A 15,337-nucleotide genomic window follows, 5' to 3' on the forward strand; every position below is an offset into this window, starting at 1 on the left:
TCAATTCTCGTAGGTAGGATTCTTCAGGCCCTGCAGCACCAACTGCAGGGCTTCGCTCAGGTGCGCGCGGGAGTATTGATGCGAGTAGCCGCAGACATCGGGCACCACCTTGGCGAAGGAGTGGGCCCAGGTCATCGCCATCACCAGCGGCGCCAGCAGGGCGTCGCTGCTGCTGGCGATGGGCAGGACGCGGAATTCCCCGCTGTCCATGCCGCGGCGCAGAATGTGCTCGACCATGCGCAGACAGGGCGAGATCACTTCCGTGGTGTAGAAACGCGCCAACTCCGGAAAATTGGTGGCTTCGGCGATGGCCAGCTTGCACAGGCCGGCGGCCGGCGTGGCGCCCACTTCGTCCCACCATTTGAGCAGCAGAATCTGCAGCAGCTCGCCCACCGGGCCGGTGTGTTGCTGCTCCAGTTCGACAAAGGCGCCGAGACGGCTGGACAGATGGTGGCGGACCATGGCCTTGAAGATTTCTTCCTTGTTCTGGAAGTACAGATAGGGCGTGCCCTTGGTCACGCCGGCGGCGCGGGCGATGTCTTCCATCTTGGTGGCGCTGAAGCCTTTCTCTACGAACAGGGCCAGCGCGGCGTCCAGGATTTCGCTGGGACGGGCGTCTTTTTTGCGCTGCCAGCGCGAGGCGGGGGCTTGGGCCATGGTGATATAGCTGAATTCTGGTTCATTAATGATGTGGACTGTATTGCATAATGCCGTTGTTCTGCAATTAATAAATCACAGTTCATTAACAAGCTTGATTAAAATGCAACAGATCAGACCATTGGGTCAGAACCGTCATCTCGCCGGCCGGCAACGGCCCGGCGCAACCATGGAGAACGCCGTGCCGACCGATGCAGCAGAAAAAGCCCTGATTCTTGCCGAAGCCCTGCCCTATATCCGCCGTTTCGCCGGCAAGACCCTGGTCATCAAGTACGGCGGCAACGCGATGACCGACGCGGCTTTGAAAGAGGGCTTCGCCAAGGACGTGGTGTTGCTCAAGCTGGTGGGCATCAACCCGGTGGTGGTGCACGGCGGCGGACCGCAGATCAATGAGCTGCTGAACCGCGTTGGCAAGCAGGGCGAGTTCATCCAGGGCATGCGCGTGACCGACTCGGATACCATGGACCTGGTGGAAATGGTGCTGGGCGGCCTGGTGAACAAGGAAATCGTGTCGCTGATCAACAAGCACGGCGGCAAGGCCGTGGGCCTGACCGGCAAGGACGGACATTTCATTCGCGCCAGCAAGATGTATTTGAAGTCCGAGACCGACGATGAGATCGACATCGGCCAGGTGGGCGAAATCTCCAGCATCGATCCGGCGCTGGTGTCCTTGCTGGACAGTCAGGACTTCATCCCGGTGGTGGCGCCGATAGGCGTTGGCGAAGACGGCGAGGCCTACAACATCAACGCGGATCTGGTGGCCGGCAAGCTGGCGGAGACCCTGGGCGCGGAAAAACTGGTGCTGATGACCAATACCCCTGGCGTGCTCGACAAGAACGGCAAGCTGTTGACCGGGCTGTCGGCGCAGCAGGTGGACGGCTTGTTCGCCGACGGCACCATACACGGCGGCATGCTGCCCAAGATCAGCTCGGCCTTGGACGCGGCGCGCAACGGCGTCAACGCGGTGCACATCATCGATGGCCGCGTGCCGCACGCGCTATTGCTGGAGATCCTGACTGACGCCGGCGTCGGCACCATGATCCGGGCTTGAGGCGGGACTCCGCCCCGGCAGGGCGCCGCGCGTTTACCGAGGCGCCGCAGCCTGCGCTATAGTGGATTGGTAGGCGCTCGTCCGCGTCGCCAAGCGGCGGGCGGGGCCACGGGAACGGCCGGATTGCCGGTTTGAAAGGGGACATGCATGCAAACGGTAAGACAGTTGTTGGACAGCAAGCCAAACCGAGCCTTGGTCTACGTGAACCCGGACAGCACGGTGTTCCAGGCCTTGCAGGTGATGGCGGAAAACGACATCGGCGCGGTGTTGGTGATGGAGGAGGGCGGTATCGTCGGCATCTTCTCTGAGCGAGACTACGCGCGGCGCATCGTATTGCAGGGCCGCACCTCGGCCGGCACCAAGGTGCGCGACATCATGACCAGCCGCGTGGTCTACGTGACGCCCAGCCAGACGTTGGACGACTGCATGGGCCTGATGACGGAAAAGCGCATTCGCCACCTGCCGGTGTTGGAAGGCAGCGACGTGATGGGCATGTTGTCGATCGGCGACCTGGTGCGCGCCACCATCGAAGAGCAGGAGCAAGTGATCAACCACCTGGTCCATTACATCCAGTCCGCCTGAGCCCGGCGAACGGAGCCGCGCGCTCAGCCCAGCGGCGCCAGCCGCTGACGCAAGGCCTTCAAGGCCGGCGCGATGCGTTCGCGCATCGCGCCTTCGCTCAAGGCGAAGGCCGGGCCGCTGGCGTTCAAGGCCATCGGCGCCTGGCCGGGCACGGCCAAGTGCACGCCCACGGCCATCACATCCGGTTCGTATTCTCCGAAAGACGCTGAATAACCCTGGCGCAGATAGGCCTGGCGGGCCTCCTCCAGGCGCGCGCCTATTTCCGGCCACTCCGCGCCGTAGCGCGCGGCCAGCAGCGCTTGCAGCTTGGGCTGCTCCGCCGCCGGCAAGCCGGCGTAATAAGCGCGGCCGATGGCGGTGGTGGCCAAGGGCACCCGCGAGCCCACGGTCAATTGCACCGAAATGCGGGCCGGGCTGCGGCAGGTTTCCAGATACACCATATCGCTGCCGTCGCGCAGCGCCAGGCTGATGGACAGGCCTTGCTCCAGCGCGAACTCGCGCATCAGCGGTCCGGCGATCTGGCGGATGTCGTAGCTGGCGAGCACCGTGGAGCCCAAGGCCAGCACCGCCAGTCCCAGCCGGTAGTAGCCGCTGGCTTCGTCCTGCGCCAGATAGCCCAGGCGGGTCAGAGTGTAGCTCAAACGCGACACTGTTGATTTGGGCAGGCCGGTGCGTTTGGCCAGCTCCTGATTGGACAGCGCCAGTTCGCCGGGGCGAAACGCCGCCAGCACTTCCAGTCCGCGCGCCAACGCGGTGACGAACAGCCTGTCCTTGTCCGTTTCCAAATCCATTGAATCCATCTTGTCTCGTGAGCCTCCGCTTGGGTTGCGCGCCGGGGGCGGGCGTCGAGTTTCGCAAAAACGCTTTACATCCGTCCAGGCGACGATTAGCCTATTCTGCAATGTGAAACCAAGTTCCGCAATGCGGAACAAGTAACGCGGAGACAGAACCTATGGCAGCCCCCTCCAGTCGCGCGCCGTTCAGCTGGGACGATCCTTTGCTTTTGGCCGAATGCCTGAGCGAAGAAGAACGCATGGTGCAGCAGAGCGCCCATGACTACTGTCAGGACAAGTTGTTTCCGCGGGTGTTGAGCGCCAACCGCGAAGAACGCTTCGACCGCGAAATCATCAACGAGATGGGCGAGCTCGGCCTGCTCGGCTGCACCATAGAAGGCTATGGCTGCGCCGGCCTCAACCACGTGGCCTACGGCCTGGTGGCGCGCGAAGTGGAGCGGGTGGATTCCGGCTACCGCTCGGCGATGAGCGTGCAGTCCAGCCTGGTGATGCATCCGATCTGGGCCTACGGCTCGGACGCGCAGAAGGATAAATACCTGCCGCGGCTGGCCAGCGGCGAATGGCTGGGCTGTTTCGGCCTGACCGAACCGGATTCCGGCTCGGACCCGGCCAGCATGAAGACGCGGGCGCGCAAAGTGGACGGCGGCTATCTGCTCAACGGCAGCAAGATGTGGATCACCAACAGCCCGCAGGCCGATGTGTTCGTGGTCTGGGCCAAGGACGACGAAGACGAAATCCGCGGCTTTGTGCTGGAGAAGGGCATGGCTGGGCTGTCCGCGCCCAAGATCCACGGCAAGTTCTCGCTGCGCGCCTCCATCACCGGCGAGATCGTGATGGACGACGTGCTGGTGCCGGAAGACGCCATCCTGCCGGGCGTCAAGGGTTTGAAGGGGCCGTTCGGCTGCCTGAACAAGGCGCGCTACGGCATCGCCTGGGGCGCGCTGGGCGCCGCCGAATTCTGCTGGCACGCGGCGCGCCAGTACACGCTGGACCGCAAGCAGTTCGGCCGTCCGCTGGCCGCCAATCAATTGATCCAGCTGAAACTGGCCAATATGCAGACCGAGATCGCCCTGGGCCTGCACGCGGCGCTGCGCGTGGGGCGCCTGATGGACGAAGGCAAGGCCGCGCCGGAAATGATCTCGCTGATCAAGCGCAACAACTGCGGCAAGGCGCTGGACATCGCCCGGCTGTCGCGCGATATGCACGGCGGCAACGGCATTGCCGACGAATTCCACGTGATCCGCCATGTGATGAACCTGGAGGCGGTCAACACTTACGAAGGCACGCACGATGTGCATGCCTTGATTCTGGGCCGAGCCCAGACCGGTATTCAGGCGTTTGCCTGATAAGCCGGCGCGGCCGGGAGGCCGGCCGCGCCGTTATTCCTGTCTGTCCTTGGAGGCCCGGCTTGCCGGGCCGCTTTTTTTTCGATGGGCTGCATGTATCGGGAGACGCAGATGACGGGCGCGCTGGAAGGCATCAAGGTATTGGATTTGTCCAGGGTATTGGCCGGGCCGTGGACCGGCCAGTTGCTGGCCGACCTGGGCGCGGAAGTGATCAAGGTGGAGCGCCCGGGTTGCGGCGACGATACCCGGCAATGGGCGCCGCCCAGCCTGCCGGACGGCACCGCCGCCTATTTTCTGTGCGCCAACCGCGGCAAGAAATCGCTGACCGTGGACATCGCCAAGCCGGAAGGGCAGGAGATCGTCCGCCGGCTGGCCGCCGACGCCGACGTGCTGATCGAAAACTACAAGGTGGGCGGGCTGGCCAAATACGGGCTGGACTACGCCAGCCTGGCCGAACTCAACCCGCGGCTGGTGTATTGCTCGGTCACCGGCTTCGGCCAGGACGGGCCGTACGCGCAGATGGCCGGCTACGACTACATCGTGCAGGGCATGTCCGGCCTGATGAGCATCACCGGCCCGGCCGACGGCGAACCGCATAAGGTAGGGGTGGCGGTCACCGATCTGTTCACCGGGCTCTACGCCGCCAACGCGATCCAGGCCGCCTTGTGGGCGCGTCAAGGCAGCGGCCGCGGCCAGCATATCGACATGGCCTTGTTTGACTGCGCGCTGGCGATGCTGGCCAACGTCAATATGAACTGGCTGGTGGGCGGCGCAGTGCCGCCGCGCCTGGGCAACGCCCATCCCAATATTGTGCCCTACCAGGTGTTCAAATGCGCCGGCGACGGCCACTTCATCCTGGCCTGCGGCAACGACCGGCAGTTCCGCTCGGTGTGCGAGCTGATAGGCTGCCCGGAACTGGCCGACGATCCCCGCTTCGCCAGCAATCCGCAGCGCGTCGCGCACCGGGACGAGCTGGTGTCCTTGCTGGCCGCCGGCTTTCTGGCTCAGCCGCGTGACGCCTGGCTGGCGCGGCTGGATCAGGCCGGCGTGCCCTGCGGACCGATCAATACCGTGGACGAGGCCTTCGCCGATCCGCAAATCCGGCATCGTCAGATGCAGATCGAACTGCCGGGCCTGGACGGCCAGGCCGTGCCCCTGGTGGCCTGCCCGATCAAACTGTCGGACACGCCGCCGCAATATCGCGAGGCGCCGCCCCGGCTGGGCCAGCACACCGACGCCTTGCTGGAGAAGGCAGGCTATGGCGCCGAGGACATTGCCCGCCTGCGCGGGGCGGGCGTGATCTGAGGCGAGGCAATGCCTTTGGCATGGTTTGGGCCTGGGTGCCGCGCGCGGATTCGTGCGAAAATGCGCCGTCGAGTTGCCGCCGGCGGTCTGCGCCGGGGCAAGGTCCACCGCTTGTTCAATGAAATGCCTAGCGTGAAGAGCCGCTTCTTTGCCGTCTGTTGCCTGTTTGCCGGGCTCTTGTCCTGCGCCGGGGCTTACGCCGCCTTGCCGGCCGCGTCCAGACCCGCGGCCAAGCCGGCGGCTTCGGCGCCCGCGGTCAGCGTGGCGGACAAGCTGTCCGAGGCGCAGCAGGCGCTGGATCAATTGGAAACCATCAAGCTGGACAAGTTGCCGGCCGGCGTCACCCCGGGCGAGTTGTTGTTTCGCCGCGCCTTGCTGGAACGCTTGGTGGCGTCTTACGCCTGGCAGCTGGATCTTGCGGGGGAACGCGATCAGAGGCTGAGGCAGCAAGCCGAGGCCGAAGAGGCCTTGCGGAACTGGAGCGGCTTTGCGCAAGCCGGCCCCTATCCGGTGTCCTTGGTGGAGGGCTTGCGCAGCCGCCTGCAGACCGGCGGCTGGGAAAAGGATACCCAGCAGGCGCAGCAACTGATGTTGTCGCAGATGCAGGAGGCGATGCGCAACAGCCTCAAGCTCAACGAGGTGAGTCTGCGCCAGGCGCGGGAGCAGTTGGAAGGGGCCGCGGCCGGCGAGGCCGAGGCGCTGCGCTGGCGGATGGACGGCGCGCGCTGGCGCCGCGACATCAGCGCGTCGGAATTGCTGCAGTTCGACGCCTTGGGGCAGGTGCTGCGCATCCGTCAGCAGACCTTGCAGGCGCAGTTGGACTTGTGGCGGAAGCAACTGGACGGCGTCGGCAAACAGGTCCGTTTCCAGCCGGCGGAACTGGACGGGGTGCAACGGCGCTTGGGAGAGGAACGCCTGCGCCTGGAGCGGGAGATGAGCGTGCACGAGCAGCGCCGCCGCCGGGTCAAGGCCGAGCTGGAGGAACTGGAGCGGCAGTTGGCGGCCTTGAAGCAGAAAAAGGACGCGCCGGCGCAGGCCGCGCTGTTACAGGATTTGACCCAGCGCACAGTCGAGCAGCGCCAGGCTCTGGACAATAGCGACCTCGCGGTGCAGCTGATGCGCATCCGTCAGGAGGCGAACTCGCAGGAGGGCGGCATCTGGGAGTACCGCTACCAGTTGTACGCCGGCAAGGCGGCCAATCTTGCCGAGGTGGCCAGCGCCAGCCGTCAGGCCGGCGAGGAATTGGGCGCGGTGCGCGACTACCTGCAAAAAGAGGCGGAGCTGACCATGGCCAAGATGGCGGACGTGCAGCATGAAGTCGGCCTGGACCGCGGCGGCGGCCACGCGCTGGCGATGCTGCAACTGCTGCGCCAACGGCTGGACATCGTCAACGCCGCCCAACAGCCGGTGCAGGCGGCCTTGACCGGCATTCTGCTGTTGCAGCAGGAGTTCGACGTCGGCGCGCCGGCGGAGGGCACGCCGCAGGAGGTGTCCCGCCGGCTGAGCGAGCGCGTGTTGCAGGCGGCGCGGGCGCTGTGGAATTATGAACTGTTCAGCGCCGACGACAGCGTGGAGATCAACGGCCAGAAAGTGCAGGCCACCCGCAGCGTGACCATAGGCAAGAGTCTGGGCGCCATCCTGGTGCTGCTGATAGGCTACGCCGCCAGCACTGCGCTGCTGCGCGCTTTGCGGCGCTTGGCCACGCATAGGCTGGGTTTCAGCGAGGCCGCCGCCAATATCTGGTGGCGCTGGAGTTATGTCTGCGTGATCGCCCTGCTGGTGGTGTTCGCGCTCAATCTGGTCAAGATTCCACTGACGGTGTTCGCCTTCCTGGGCGGCGCCTTGGCGATCGGCATCGGCTTCGGCACTCAGAACCTGCTGAAGAACCTGATCAGCGGCGTGATGCTCTTGGTGGAGCGGCCGCTGAAAGTGGGCGACTTCGTCCAGGTCGGCGGCATCAGCGGCACCGTCAGCAGCATAGGGCTACGTTCTTCGGTGGTACGCGCAGGCGACGGCATCGAGACGCTGATCCCCAACTCCACCTTTGTGGAGAGCGCGGTGACCAACTGGACTTACAGCAACCGGCGGATTCGCCGGAAAATCGCCATCGGCGTGGCTTACGGCAGCCCGCCGCGCGAGGTGTGCAATCTATTGCTGGCGGAGGCGGAGCGTCACGGCCTGGTGCTCAAGGAGCCGCCGCCGCGGGTGTTGTTCAGCAACTTCGGCGCCGACGCGCTGGAGTTCGAGCTGGAGTACTGGTTGGACATCGGCGACGCCGATTCCGTGCTGGTGGCCAGCGATCTGCGTCACATGATAGACGGCGCGCTGGCCAAGGCCGGCATCGAGCTGCCCTTCCCGCAGCGCGATGTGCATTTGCAACAGGGTGAGCCTTTACAGATTGAAGTCAGACGGGCGGCCGGCGGTCGGGCGTCTGACAGTTTTTAAACGGTTGTTTGATTTTTGATCGCGCGCCATGCAACATGCATGCGGTAGCGGGGCTTTTGAACCCGGCGCGCGATTAAGGAGATGCAGTGGAACGCGATTACATGGAATACGATGTGGTGATCGTCGGCGGCGGCCCCTCCGGGCTGACCGCGGCGATTCGCCTGAAGCAGCTGGCGGCGGAGCAGGGCCGGGAGATCAGCGTCTGTCTATTGGAGAAGGGCTCGGAAATCGGCGCCCACATCCTGTCCGGCGCGGTGATCGAACCGCGGGTGCTCAATGAGTTGATCCCGGACTGGAAGGAAAAAGGCGCGCCGCTGAACACCGAGGCCAAGTCCGACCGTTTCCTGTTGCTGACCGAAACCGAATCCATTCAGCTGCCGACGCCGCCGCAGATGCACAATCACGGCAACTACATCGTCAGCCTCGGCAATTTCTGTCGTTGGCTCGGCCAGCAGGCCGAGGAACTGGGCGTGGAAATCTACCCCGGCTTCGCCGCCGCCGAAGTGCTCTATCACGAGGACGGCTCGGTCAAGGGCGTGGCCACCGGCGATATGGGTATCGGCAAGGACGGCGAGAAAACCGACGCCTGGCAACCTGGCATGGAGCTGTGGGCCAAGCAGACCATCTTCGCCGAAGGCTGTAGGGGCTCCTTGACCAAGACGCTGTTCGAGCGTTTCCGCCTGCACGACGGCGCCGATCCGCAAACCTACGGCATCGGCATCAAGGAATTGTGGGAGGTACGGCCGGAACTGCATCAGCCGGGCAGCATCACCCATACCGTGGGCTGGCCGGTGGACACCGCCACCTACGGCGGCTCCTTCATGTACCACCTGGACAATAATCAGGTGGTGGTCGGCTTCGTCATCGGCCTGGATTACCAGAACCCCTATCTGTCGCCGTTCGATGAATTCCAGCGCTTCAAGACCCATCCGGCCATCCGCAAGGTGTTCGAAGGCGGCCGCCGGCTGTCTTACGGCGCGCGCGCGCTGACCGAGGGCGGCCTGCAAAGCCTGCCGCGGCTGACCTTCCCCGGCGGCCTGCTGGTGGGCGACACCGCCGGCTTCCTCAACGTGCCCAAGATCAAGGGCACCCATACCGCGATGCAGTCGGCGATGCTGGCGGCGGAAGCGGTGTTCGAACTGTTGGGCCAGGAGCAGCCGGCGCGCGAAGCCACCGCCTACAGCCAGAAATTCAAGCAAAGCTGGCTGCACGAGGAACTGCACCGGGTGCGCAATATTCGGCCCTCGTTCCGCTGGGGTCTGTGGCCGGCGATGATTTATTCGGCGCTGGACACCTTTTTGTTCCGCGGCAAGGCGCCGTGGACGCTGCGCCACCACCAGGCCGACCATCAGAGCCTGAAGCCGGCCGACGAGTGCGCGCCCATCGCCTATCCCAAGCCGGACGGGGTGTTGACCTTCGACCGCCTGTCCTCGGTGTTCATTTCCAACACCAATCACGGCGAAGACCAGCCGCCGCACCTGAAGCTGAAGGACGCCAGCGTTCCGGTGCAGTTCAATCTGGCCAAGTACGACGCGCCGGAACAACGCTACTGCCCGGCCGGGGTGTATGAGATCGTCGGCCGCGAAGAGGGCGAGCCGCGCTTGCAGATCAACGCGCAGAACTGCGTGCACTGCAAGACCTGCGACATCAAGGACCCGACCCAGAACATCGTCTGGACCGTGCCTGAGGGCGGCGGCGGCCCCAACTATCCCAATATGTAAGCGGGATGGTCTGGCGAAACCCCGGAGCATGCTCCGGGGTTTTTCTTGACAAGCCGGGCCTATTGTTGGCAGCATGCACGACATGACCCAATCTTTCGCCTTCTTCAACAGCTATTTTTATTGGTACCGCACACCGGCGGCGCCAAGGGATGGCTGTGGACTGAAAGATTGACCCAGCACTAGTAAAGATTCCCGATAAATGCCGCCGCGCTACCGGCGGCATTTGTTTTTCCTCCCCGAAATACATGACCTCCGGAAGCCAGGCCAGACCCCAGGAGGTCCGTTCCATGAATGAAGTCAGCGATGCCGCGCAAATCGCGCGCCAGTCTTGGTCCCTGCTGTGTCCCAGCGACGCCGTTCCGGTGAAAGTGTTGACCGACGGCGAACGCTACGCCAACCGCCCGGCGCCGGACGCCGCGTGGATGGCCGCCGCGCGGCGCGACGGCGGCGTGCTGGAAAGCCGGCTGCCGCAGCTGCGCGCGATGGCCATGCTGCTGGCCGCGCAACGCTGGCGCGAACGGAGCGGGGAGACGCCGGCGCAGCTGGCCGACGCGGCGGATTGGCTGGCCGCGCGCATTCTGCTGCTGGGCCTCAGCCACGTGCTGGTGACGGCGGAGAGCTTTGCCCGGCTGGATCTGGCGAACCGCCGCTGCCGCGCCTGGTCGGAACAGATCGGCCTGCCGTTCGCGCCGGCCTTGCCCATTCTGGTGGCGGACGCCGGCGGCGAATCGTGCTTGCAGGCCTGGAGCCGCAGCGCCGAGGTGGCGCTGGCCCTGGCCGGCGGCAGAGGGGAAGCGGCGTTGACGCGGCATTGCGAACAGCGCTTGCAAGCGCTGCTGGCTAGGGTATCTTGATAATTGTTTTGCATAAATTTTGAGCCGGGGAGGCATGATGTCCATGGACGTGATCACGCAAGAAGACGAACGCAAACTGAATAATCTGACCCTGGTGGTCTATATCCTGCAGGCAATCAGCCTGTTTGTCGGCCTGACCGGCTTGGTGGCGGTGATCATCAACTACGTCAAGCGCGACGATGTGCGCGGCACGCGCTATGAAAGCCATTTCAGTTGGCAGATCCGCACCTTCTGGTGGGCCTTGCTCGGCACCGTGTTGGGCGTGGCGCTGGCCTGGATCCTGGTGGGCTTCGTGATTTTGGGCGTTACCTGGGTGTGGTACGTGTACCGCATCGTGCGCGGTTTCCTGAATTTCAACGACGGCAAGCCGATGCCGGAGTGAGCGGCCTCCGGACAAAAAGAGCGGGCGCGGGCATATGCTATGCCCGACGCCCGGCAAGGTTCTGCGCGAACCGGAAAATGGGCGGCCGGCGGGCCGCTGGTTTTTGAAAGCCGCCTACATGCTAAACCGCGCGCCTGGCCGCCCCCAGCAAAACCCGGCCGGCGCTTGCGCCATGTCAAGCCAGGGGCGCGGGCATGGCCAGCGGGCCGCGGTTTTGGCACAATGCGCAGGCTGTTTGAACGAGAGGCGCAATGCAAGCCGATGATTTGCAAAGCCTGGTGACCCGGGCCATGCCGTTTGGCAAACACAAGGGCACGCTGATCTGCGACCTGCCCGGCAACTATCTGAACTGGTTCGCCCGCGAAGGCTTTCCTCCCGGCGAAATTGGCCGCCTGCTGCAATTGATGCAGGAGCTGGACCATAATGGCCTAACCTATCTACTTGATCCGATAAGAAAGCGCTAGAAGCATGGCAATCCAATGGTTCCCCGGCCATATGAACAAGGCCCGCAAGGATGTGGCCGAGCGATTGAAAGACATCGACGTGGTCATTGAAATGCTGGACGCGCGGCTGCCGGCTTCCAGCGCCAATCCCATGCTGGCGCGCATGGCCAAGGGCAAGCCGCGGCTGATGATCCTGAACAAACAGGACTTGGCCGACGCCGCCGCCACCCAGCAGTGGCTGGACTGGTATCGCGCCAAGAAAAACACCCAGGCGCTGGGCATGGACGCCGGCGAGCGCGCGCCGGCGCAAAAGCTGGTGGCCGCCTGCCGCGAGCTGGCGCCGACGCGCGGCGGCCTGGAAAAGCCGCTGCGGGTGTTGATCTGCGGCATTCCCAATGTGGGCAAGTCCACGCTGATCAACAGCATGAGCAGCCGCAAGGTGGCCAAGACCGGCAATATGCCCGGCGTTACCAAGAACGAGCAGCGCATCATCCTGGCCGACGACGTGGAACTATTCGACACCCCGGGCATGCTGTGGCCCAAGATCGAGGTGGAAGAGGGCGGCTACAATCTGGCGGCCAGCGGCGCGGTGGGCCGCAACGCGATGGATGAAGAGGAAGTGGCGCTGGAGCTGCTCAAGTATCTGATGCAGCACTACACGCCGGAGCTGAGCGCGCGCTACAAGCTGGACGATATCGCCGGTCAGCAGGATTGGCAGGTGCTGGAAATGATAGGCCGCAAGCGCGGCGCGGTGCAGTCCGGCGGCAAGATCAATGTGCAGAAGGCGGCCGAGATCGTGCTGACCGATTTCCGCGACGGCAATATCGGCCGCATCACGCTGGAACGGCCGGAAGAATGGCTGGCCTGGGAAAAGCGCGCCAAGGAATTGGCCGCCATCCGCGCCGCCGAACGCGAAGCCCGGCAACAGGAGAGGGACAGCAAGAAGTCCGGCCGCCGCTGAGCCTGCGTCCCTTCTTGCTCCGCCCAAGCGCGGCCCATTGCGGGCCGCGTTTTTTTTGCCGCCTCAAAGCGGCTGGCAGGGCTCGCTGAAACCATAGCCCACGCCCCTGGCCGCCAGGATGGGGTTGTGTTGCGGCGCGATGGCGCTGAGCTTGCGTCGCAGGCGGCTGATCAGGGTTTCCAGTCTGCGTTCGTCGTAGTGCAGATAATTGGCGCCCAGCGCCTCCGCCAGTTCGCGACGGTGCGCCGGTTCCGGCGCGCGCCGCAGCATCGCGCTCATCACCTGGTGTTCCGCATGGGTCAGGTGCAGCTGCTGGCCGTTGGGCGCGGTCAGCGTGCGGTTGGCGGCGTGGTAACGCCAGCCGTCGGCGCGCTCCGCTGCGTCGCCGTCCAGCCGCCGCAGTACGCTGGCCAGCGTGGCCAGCAATTCCGCCAGCGGCGTCGGTTTGACCAGATAGGCGTCGGCGCCTTGCTGCAGGCCCTGCACCTTGTCGTCCAGCGCGCCGCGCGCGGTGAGCATGACTTGCCCCAGGCCGGGGTGGCTGGCGCGCAGCCGCCGGCTCAGCGCCATGCCGTCGATATCGGGCAAGCCCAGGTCCAGTATCAGCAGCCGGCAGGGATGTTCGGCCAGATGCCGTTCCAGCTCCTGGCCGCAGGCGAGGCCGGTGGCCTGGTAGCCGCAGCGCTTGAGCTGGAACAGCAGCTCTTCGCGCAGGTCCGGGTTGTCTTCAAGCAAGGCTATGTGCGTCATGAGCGGCTTTCGGTAGATGCAAGATGAAGCTGGCGCCGTGCGGCCAGTGAGGGTCCAGGCCCAGCTCGCCGCCGTGTTGGACGGCGATGCGCCGCGCCAGGTGCAGGCCCAGTCCCAGGCCGGGACGGTTGCTGGTTTCCGCCAAGCGGGTGAAGCGCTGGAAAATCGCTTCTTCCTGGCCCGGCGCGATGCCGGGGCCGTAGTCGCTGATTTGCCAGGCGATGCGGTCGGCGAGGTGGTGGACGCCGATCTGGATGGGCGTGTCCGGGTGCGCGTATTTCAGGGCGTTTTCCATCAGGTTCTGCAGCAGCATCGTCAGCAGTTGGTCGTCGCCGCACAGCGGCATGCGCGCGCCGCCGCTTTGCAGCCAGAAGCGCCGCTGCGCGTCCGCGTCCAGTTGTTCCAGGCTGCGCCGGGTCAGCTCCAGCAAATCCAGCGGGCGGCTGTGCAGGCCGGCGTCGCTCACATCGGCGCGGCCGTGTTGCTCGGCCAGCCGCATCAATTCCTGCATCCGCTGCAAGGCGCGCTGGATGCGTTCGTGGCGCGCCTGCCGCTGCGCCAGCACCGGCGGCGCCGGCGCGTCCTCTTCCAGCAGGCGCAGGCTGCTGCTGGCGGCGTCGATGATGGCCACAGGGGTGCGGATTTCATGGGTGATCATCGCCAGCAGATCGGCCTGCTCTTCGCGCGCCTCGCGCTGACGCAGGCTGTCGGCTTGGGCCTGGCTGGCCTGATGCAGCGCCTCGATGCGTTCGCGCTCCAGCGTGCGCATGCGCAGGAACAGGCCGATGTAGAGCAGGGTGATGGGCGGCAGATCGGCCAGGCGGCCGTATTCCTGGATCCAGGATTGATAGGGGATGTGTCCCAGATGCAATAGCAGCGCGGGGATGTTGAGCGCCAGATTGGTGGGCAGATGCAGCGCGATCAGGCGGTCGCCGCTGTCGTTGCGCCGCCACAGCCGCCAGCAGACCGGCAGGGTCAGCAGATTGATGACGATGATGGCGTAGAGGGTGACCGGAATGCTGTAAGCGAGGCCAAAGGGCCAGAACAAGGCGCACAGCACGGTGGCGGCGCCGGCGGCGGCCTGCAGCTGGTATAGCCGGTAGGTGCGGGGATAGTCGCGCTTCAGTTCCAGCAGATGGGCGAAATAGGCGCAGCCCAGCATGACGGCGGCGCCCAGGCCGACGTAATTGCACAGCAGCGCGATCTGGGGCTGTTCCGGAAACAGCAGCAGGCGGGCCATGCCGTCGGTGGCGAAGCGGTGGCAGGCCACCGCCAGGATGTAGCCGAACAGCTTGGCGTGCTGCGCCCGGCGGGTGATCAGCCAGGCCGCCAGCGCGATCAGCACCATGGTCAGCATATAGCCGTAGATCAGACCCAATTGCAGCAGGCGCTGATTGTTGTGGGCGGCCAGTTCCGCCTCGCTCCACAGGCGCGGCTGCGCGTTCAAGGCCAGCGACTGGACTTTGACAAAGACCGTTTGCTCATGCGGCAGCAGGGAAAAACTGGCGGCGATCAGCGGCAGCTCCATCGCGGACACCGGACGCCAGGAACCGATGTCCCGTCGTTGCCAGCCGCCGTCCGGCAACCGCTGATACAGGCTTAGCCGCGCCAAATAGCTGGGAATCAGCTCCAGCCAGGGCCGGGGCGGCACATCGCTCAGCTTGAGCCGCAGCCAGCAGGTGTCGTGCCCGTAGCCGCGCGCCAGTTTGCCGTCCGGCAGCGGCTGGAAACGCGTCTGCCAGCTGGCGCTGGCGACGCGGTCTATGTCCAGGCCGGCGTCGGCGCTGCAATAGACGGCGGCGTCCCGTTCGCTGAAGGTCCGGAAGCCGGCATGCGCGACGCCGCCGGCCAAGAGCAGGCACAGCAGCAGCAATGTCGACAGCGCGCGTGTCATCGGGTCAACGGCTCGAAGTTCGGGATTGGGGCGACATTGTGACGGCAATGTCATTTCTTGTCAGCGCTTACGCCAAAAATTAAAACAGATATCGTCGGCGCAATGAAAGATGACTTTGTAATGATAGGCGCAGGCGGACGGTTCTCGCCGTT

Annotated in this window: 14 protein-coding genes; 10 read left to right on the forward strand and 4 right to left on the reverse strand. The window is 64.9% G+C overall.

Annotation, left to right across the window (positions count from 1 at the left end):
- Positions 1-657: a TetR/AcrR family transcriptional regulator gene (locus tag AB1Z25_RS02305; protein WP_107798049.1), complete on the reverse strand. Its 657-nt coding sequence runs from the start codon at positions 655-657 to the stop codon at positions 1-3.
- 169 nt (positions 658-826) lie between these two features.
- Between AB1Z25_RS02305 and argB the strand changes: the two genes are divergently transcribed.
- Entirely contained in the window at positions 827-1,708 is an 882-nt protein-coding gene (gene argB, locus AB1Z25_RS02310) for an acetylglutamate kinase (protein ID WP_107798050.1), read from the forward strand.
- A 147-nt stretch (positions 1,709-1,855) separates the two neighbouring features.
- Entirely contained in the window at positions 1,856-2,290 is a 435-nt protein-coding gene (locus AB1Z25_RS02315; RefSeq protein ID WP_048414414.1) for a CBS domain-containing protein, read from the forward strand.
- Between the two features lie 23 nt (positions 2,291-2,313).
- On the opposite strand, the gene AB1Z25_RS02320 is transcribed toward AB1Z25_RS02315, so the two are convergent.
- Positions 2,314-3,081, reverse strand: a complete 768-nt coding sequence (locus AB1Z25_RS02320) for an IclR family transcriptional regulator (RefSeq protein WP_235084603.1) — start codon at positions 3,079-3,081, stop codon at positions 2,314-2,316.
- A gap of 161 nt (positions 3,082-3,242) precedes the next feature.
- Between AB1Z25_RS02320 and AB1Z25_RS02325 the strand changes: the two genes are divergently transcribed.
- The 8 genes from AB1Z25_RS02325 to ylqF all read left to right on the forward strand — a co-directional run bounded on the left by AB1Z25_RS02325 (position 3,243) and on the right by ylqF (position 12,541).
- Positions 3,243-4,430, forward strand: a complete 1,188-nt coding sequence (locus tag AB1Z25_RS02325) for an acyl-CoA dehydrogenase (RefSeq protein WP_227106762.1) — start codon at positions 3,243-3,245, stop codon at positions 4,428-4,430.
- A 111-nt stretch (positions 4,431-4,541) separates the two neighbouring features.
- Positions 4,542-5,735 carry a CaiB/BaiF CoA transferase family protein gene (locus AB1Z25_RS02330; protein ID WP_486636496.1) on the forward strand — a complete coding sequence of 398 codons (1,194 nt, stop codon included), beginning with the start codon at positions 4,542-4,544 and terminating at the stop codon, positions 5,733-5,735.
- A 60-nt stretch (positions 5,736-5,795) separates the two neighbouring features.
- Positions 5,796-8,180, forward strand: coding sequence for a mechanosensitive ion channel family protein (locus tag AB1Z25_RS02335; RefSeq protein ID WP_486636497.1), 2,385 nt, complete (start codon positions 5,796-5,798; stop codon positions 8,178-8,180).
- Between the two features lie 101 nt (positions 8,181-8,281).
- Positions 8,282-9,901 (forward strand): electron transfer flavoprotein-ubiquinone oxidoreductase, encoded by a 1,620-nt coding sequence (locus AB1Z25_RS02340; protein ID WP_227108533.1) that lies wholly within the window; start codon positions 8,282-8,284, stop codon positions 9,899-9,901.
- Between the two features lie 287 nt (positions 9,902-10,188).
- Positions 10,189-10,755, forward strand: coding sequence for a hypothetical protein (locus AB1Z25_RS02345; protein WP_107798055.1), 567 nt, complete (start codon positions 10,189-10,191; stop codon positions 10,753-10,755).
- 43 nt (positions 10,756-10,798) lie between these two features.
- Positions 10,799-11,137, forward strand: a complete 339-nt coding sequence (locus AB1Z25_RS02350; protein ID WP_107801617.1) for a DUF4870 family protein — start codon at positions 10,799-10,801, stop codon at positions 11,135-11,137.
- 251 nt (positions 11,138-11,388) lie between these two features.
- Positions 11,389-11,601, forward strand: coding sequence for a DUF3820 family protein (locus AB1Z25_RS02355; RefSeq protein ID WP_019100859.1), 213 nt, complete (start codon positions 11,389-11,391; stop codon positions 11,599-11,601).
- 4 nt (positions 11,602-11,605) lie between these two features.
- Positions 11,606-12,541, forward strand: a complete 936-nt coding sequence (ylqF, locus tag AB1Z25_RS02360; RefSeq protein ID WP_107798056.1) for a ribosome biogenesis GTPase YlqF — start codon at positions 11,606-11,608, stop codon at positions 12,539-12,541.
- 63 nt (positions 12,542-12,604) lie between these two features.
- On the opposite strand, the gene AB1Z25_RS02365 is transcribed toward ylqF, so the two are convergent.
- Entirely contained in the window at positions 12,605-13,291 is a 687-nt protein-coding gene (locus AB1Z25_RS02365; RefSeq protein ID WP_253315077.1) for a response regulator transcription factor, read from the reverse strand.
- Entirely contained in the window at positions 13,269-15,185 is a 1,917-nt protein-coding gene (locus AB1Z25_RS02370; protein ID WP_486636498.1) for a sensor histidine kinase, read from the reverse strand. Before AB1Z25_RS02370 ends, AB1Z25_RS02365 begins: the two co-directional genes overlap by 23 nt.
- Positions 15,186-15,337: the final 152 nt, after the last annotated feature.

The organism is Chromobacterium sp. HL1 (assembly GCF_057418835.1).

What these genes read in the sequence shown, in the direction of transcription:
- AB1Z25_RS02350 (WP_107801617.1), top strand. Translation starts at nt 10,799, where the DNA reads ATGGACGTGATCACGCAAGAAGACGAACGCAAACTGAATAATCTGACC.
- AB1Z25_RS02345 (WP_107798055.1), top strand. Translation starts at nt 10,189, where the DNA reads ATGAATGAAGTCAGCGATGCCGCGCAAATCGCGCGCCAGTCTTGGTCC.
- ylqF (WP_107798056.1), top strand. Translation starts at nt 11,606, where the DNA reads ATGGCAATCCAATGGTTCCCCGGCCATATGAACAAGGCCCGCAAGGAT.
- AB1Z25_RS02370 (WP_486636498.1), bottom strand. Translation starts at nt 15,185, where the DNA reads ATGACACGCGCGCTGTCGACATTGCTGCTGCTGTGCCTGCTCTTGGCC.
- AB1Z25_RS02320 (WP_235084603.1), bottom strand. Translation starts at nt 3,081, where the DNA reads ATGGATTTGGAAACGGACAAGGACAGGCTGTTCGTCACCGCGTTGGCG.
- AB1Z25_RS02340 (WP_227108533.1), top strand. Translation starts at nt 8,282, where the DNA reads ATGGAATACGATGTGGTGATCGTCGGCGGCGGCCCCTCCGGGCTGACC.
- AB1Z25_RS02330 (WP_486636496.1), top strand. Translation starts at nt 4,542, where the DNA reads ATGACGGGCGCGCTGGAAGGCATCAAGGTATTGGATTTGTCCAGGGTA.
- AB1Z25_RS02325 (WP_227106762.1), top strand. Translation starts at nt 3,243, where the DNA reads ATGGCAGCCCCCTCCAGTCGCGCGCCGTTCAGCTGGGACGATCCTTTG.
- AB1Z25_RS02355 (WP_019100859.1), top strand. Translation starts at nt 11,389, where the DNA reads ATGCAAGCCGATGATTTGCAAAGCCTGGTGACCCGGGCCATGCCGTTT.
- AB1Z25_RS02305 (WP_107798049.1), bottom strand. Translation starts at nt 657, where the DNA reads ATGGCCCAAGCCCCCGCCTCGCGCTGGCAGCGCAAAAAAGACGCCCGT.
- AB1Z25_RS02365 (WP_253315077.1), bottom strand. Translation starts at nt 13,291, where the DNA reads ATGACGCACATAGCCTTGCTTGAAGACAACCCGGACCTGCGCGAAGAG.
- AB1Z25_RS02335 (WP_486636497.1), top strand. Translation starts at nt 5,796, where the DNA reads ATGCGCCGTCGAGTTGCCGCCGGCGGTCTGCGCCGGGGCAAGGTCCAC.
- argB (WP_107798050.1), top strand. Translation starts at nt 827, where the DNA reads ATGGAGAACGCCGTGCCGACCGATGCAGCAGAAAAAGCCCTGATTCTT.
- AB1Z25_RS02315 (WP_048414414.1), top strand. Translation starts at nt 1,856, where the DNA reads ATGCAAACGGTAAGACAGTTGTTGGACAGCAAGCCAAACCGAGCCTTG.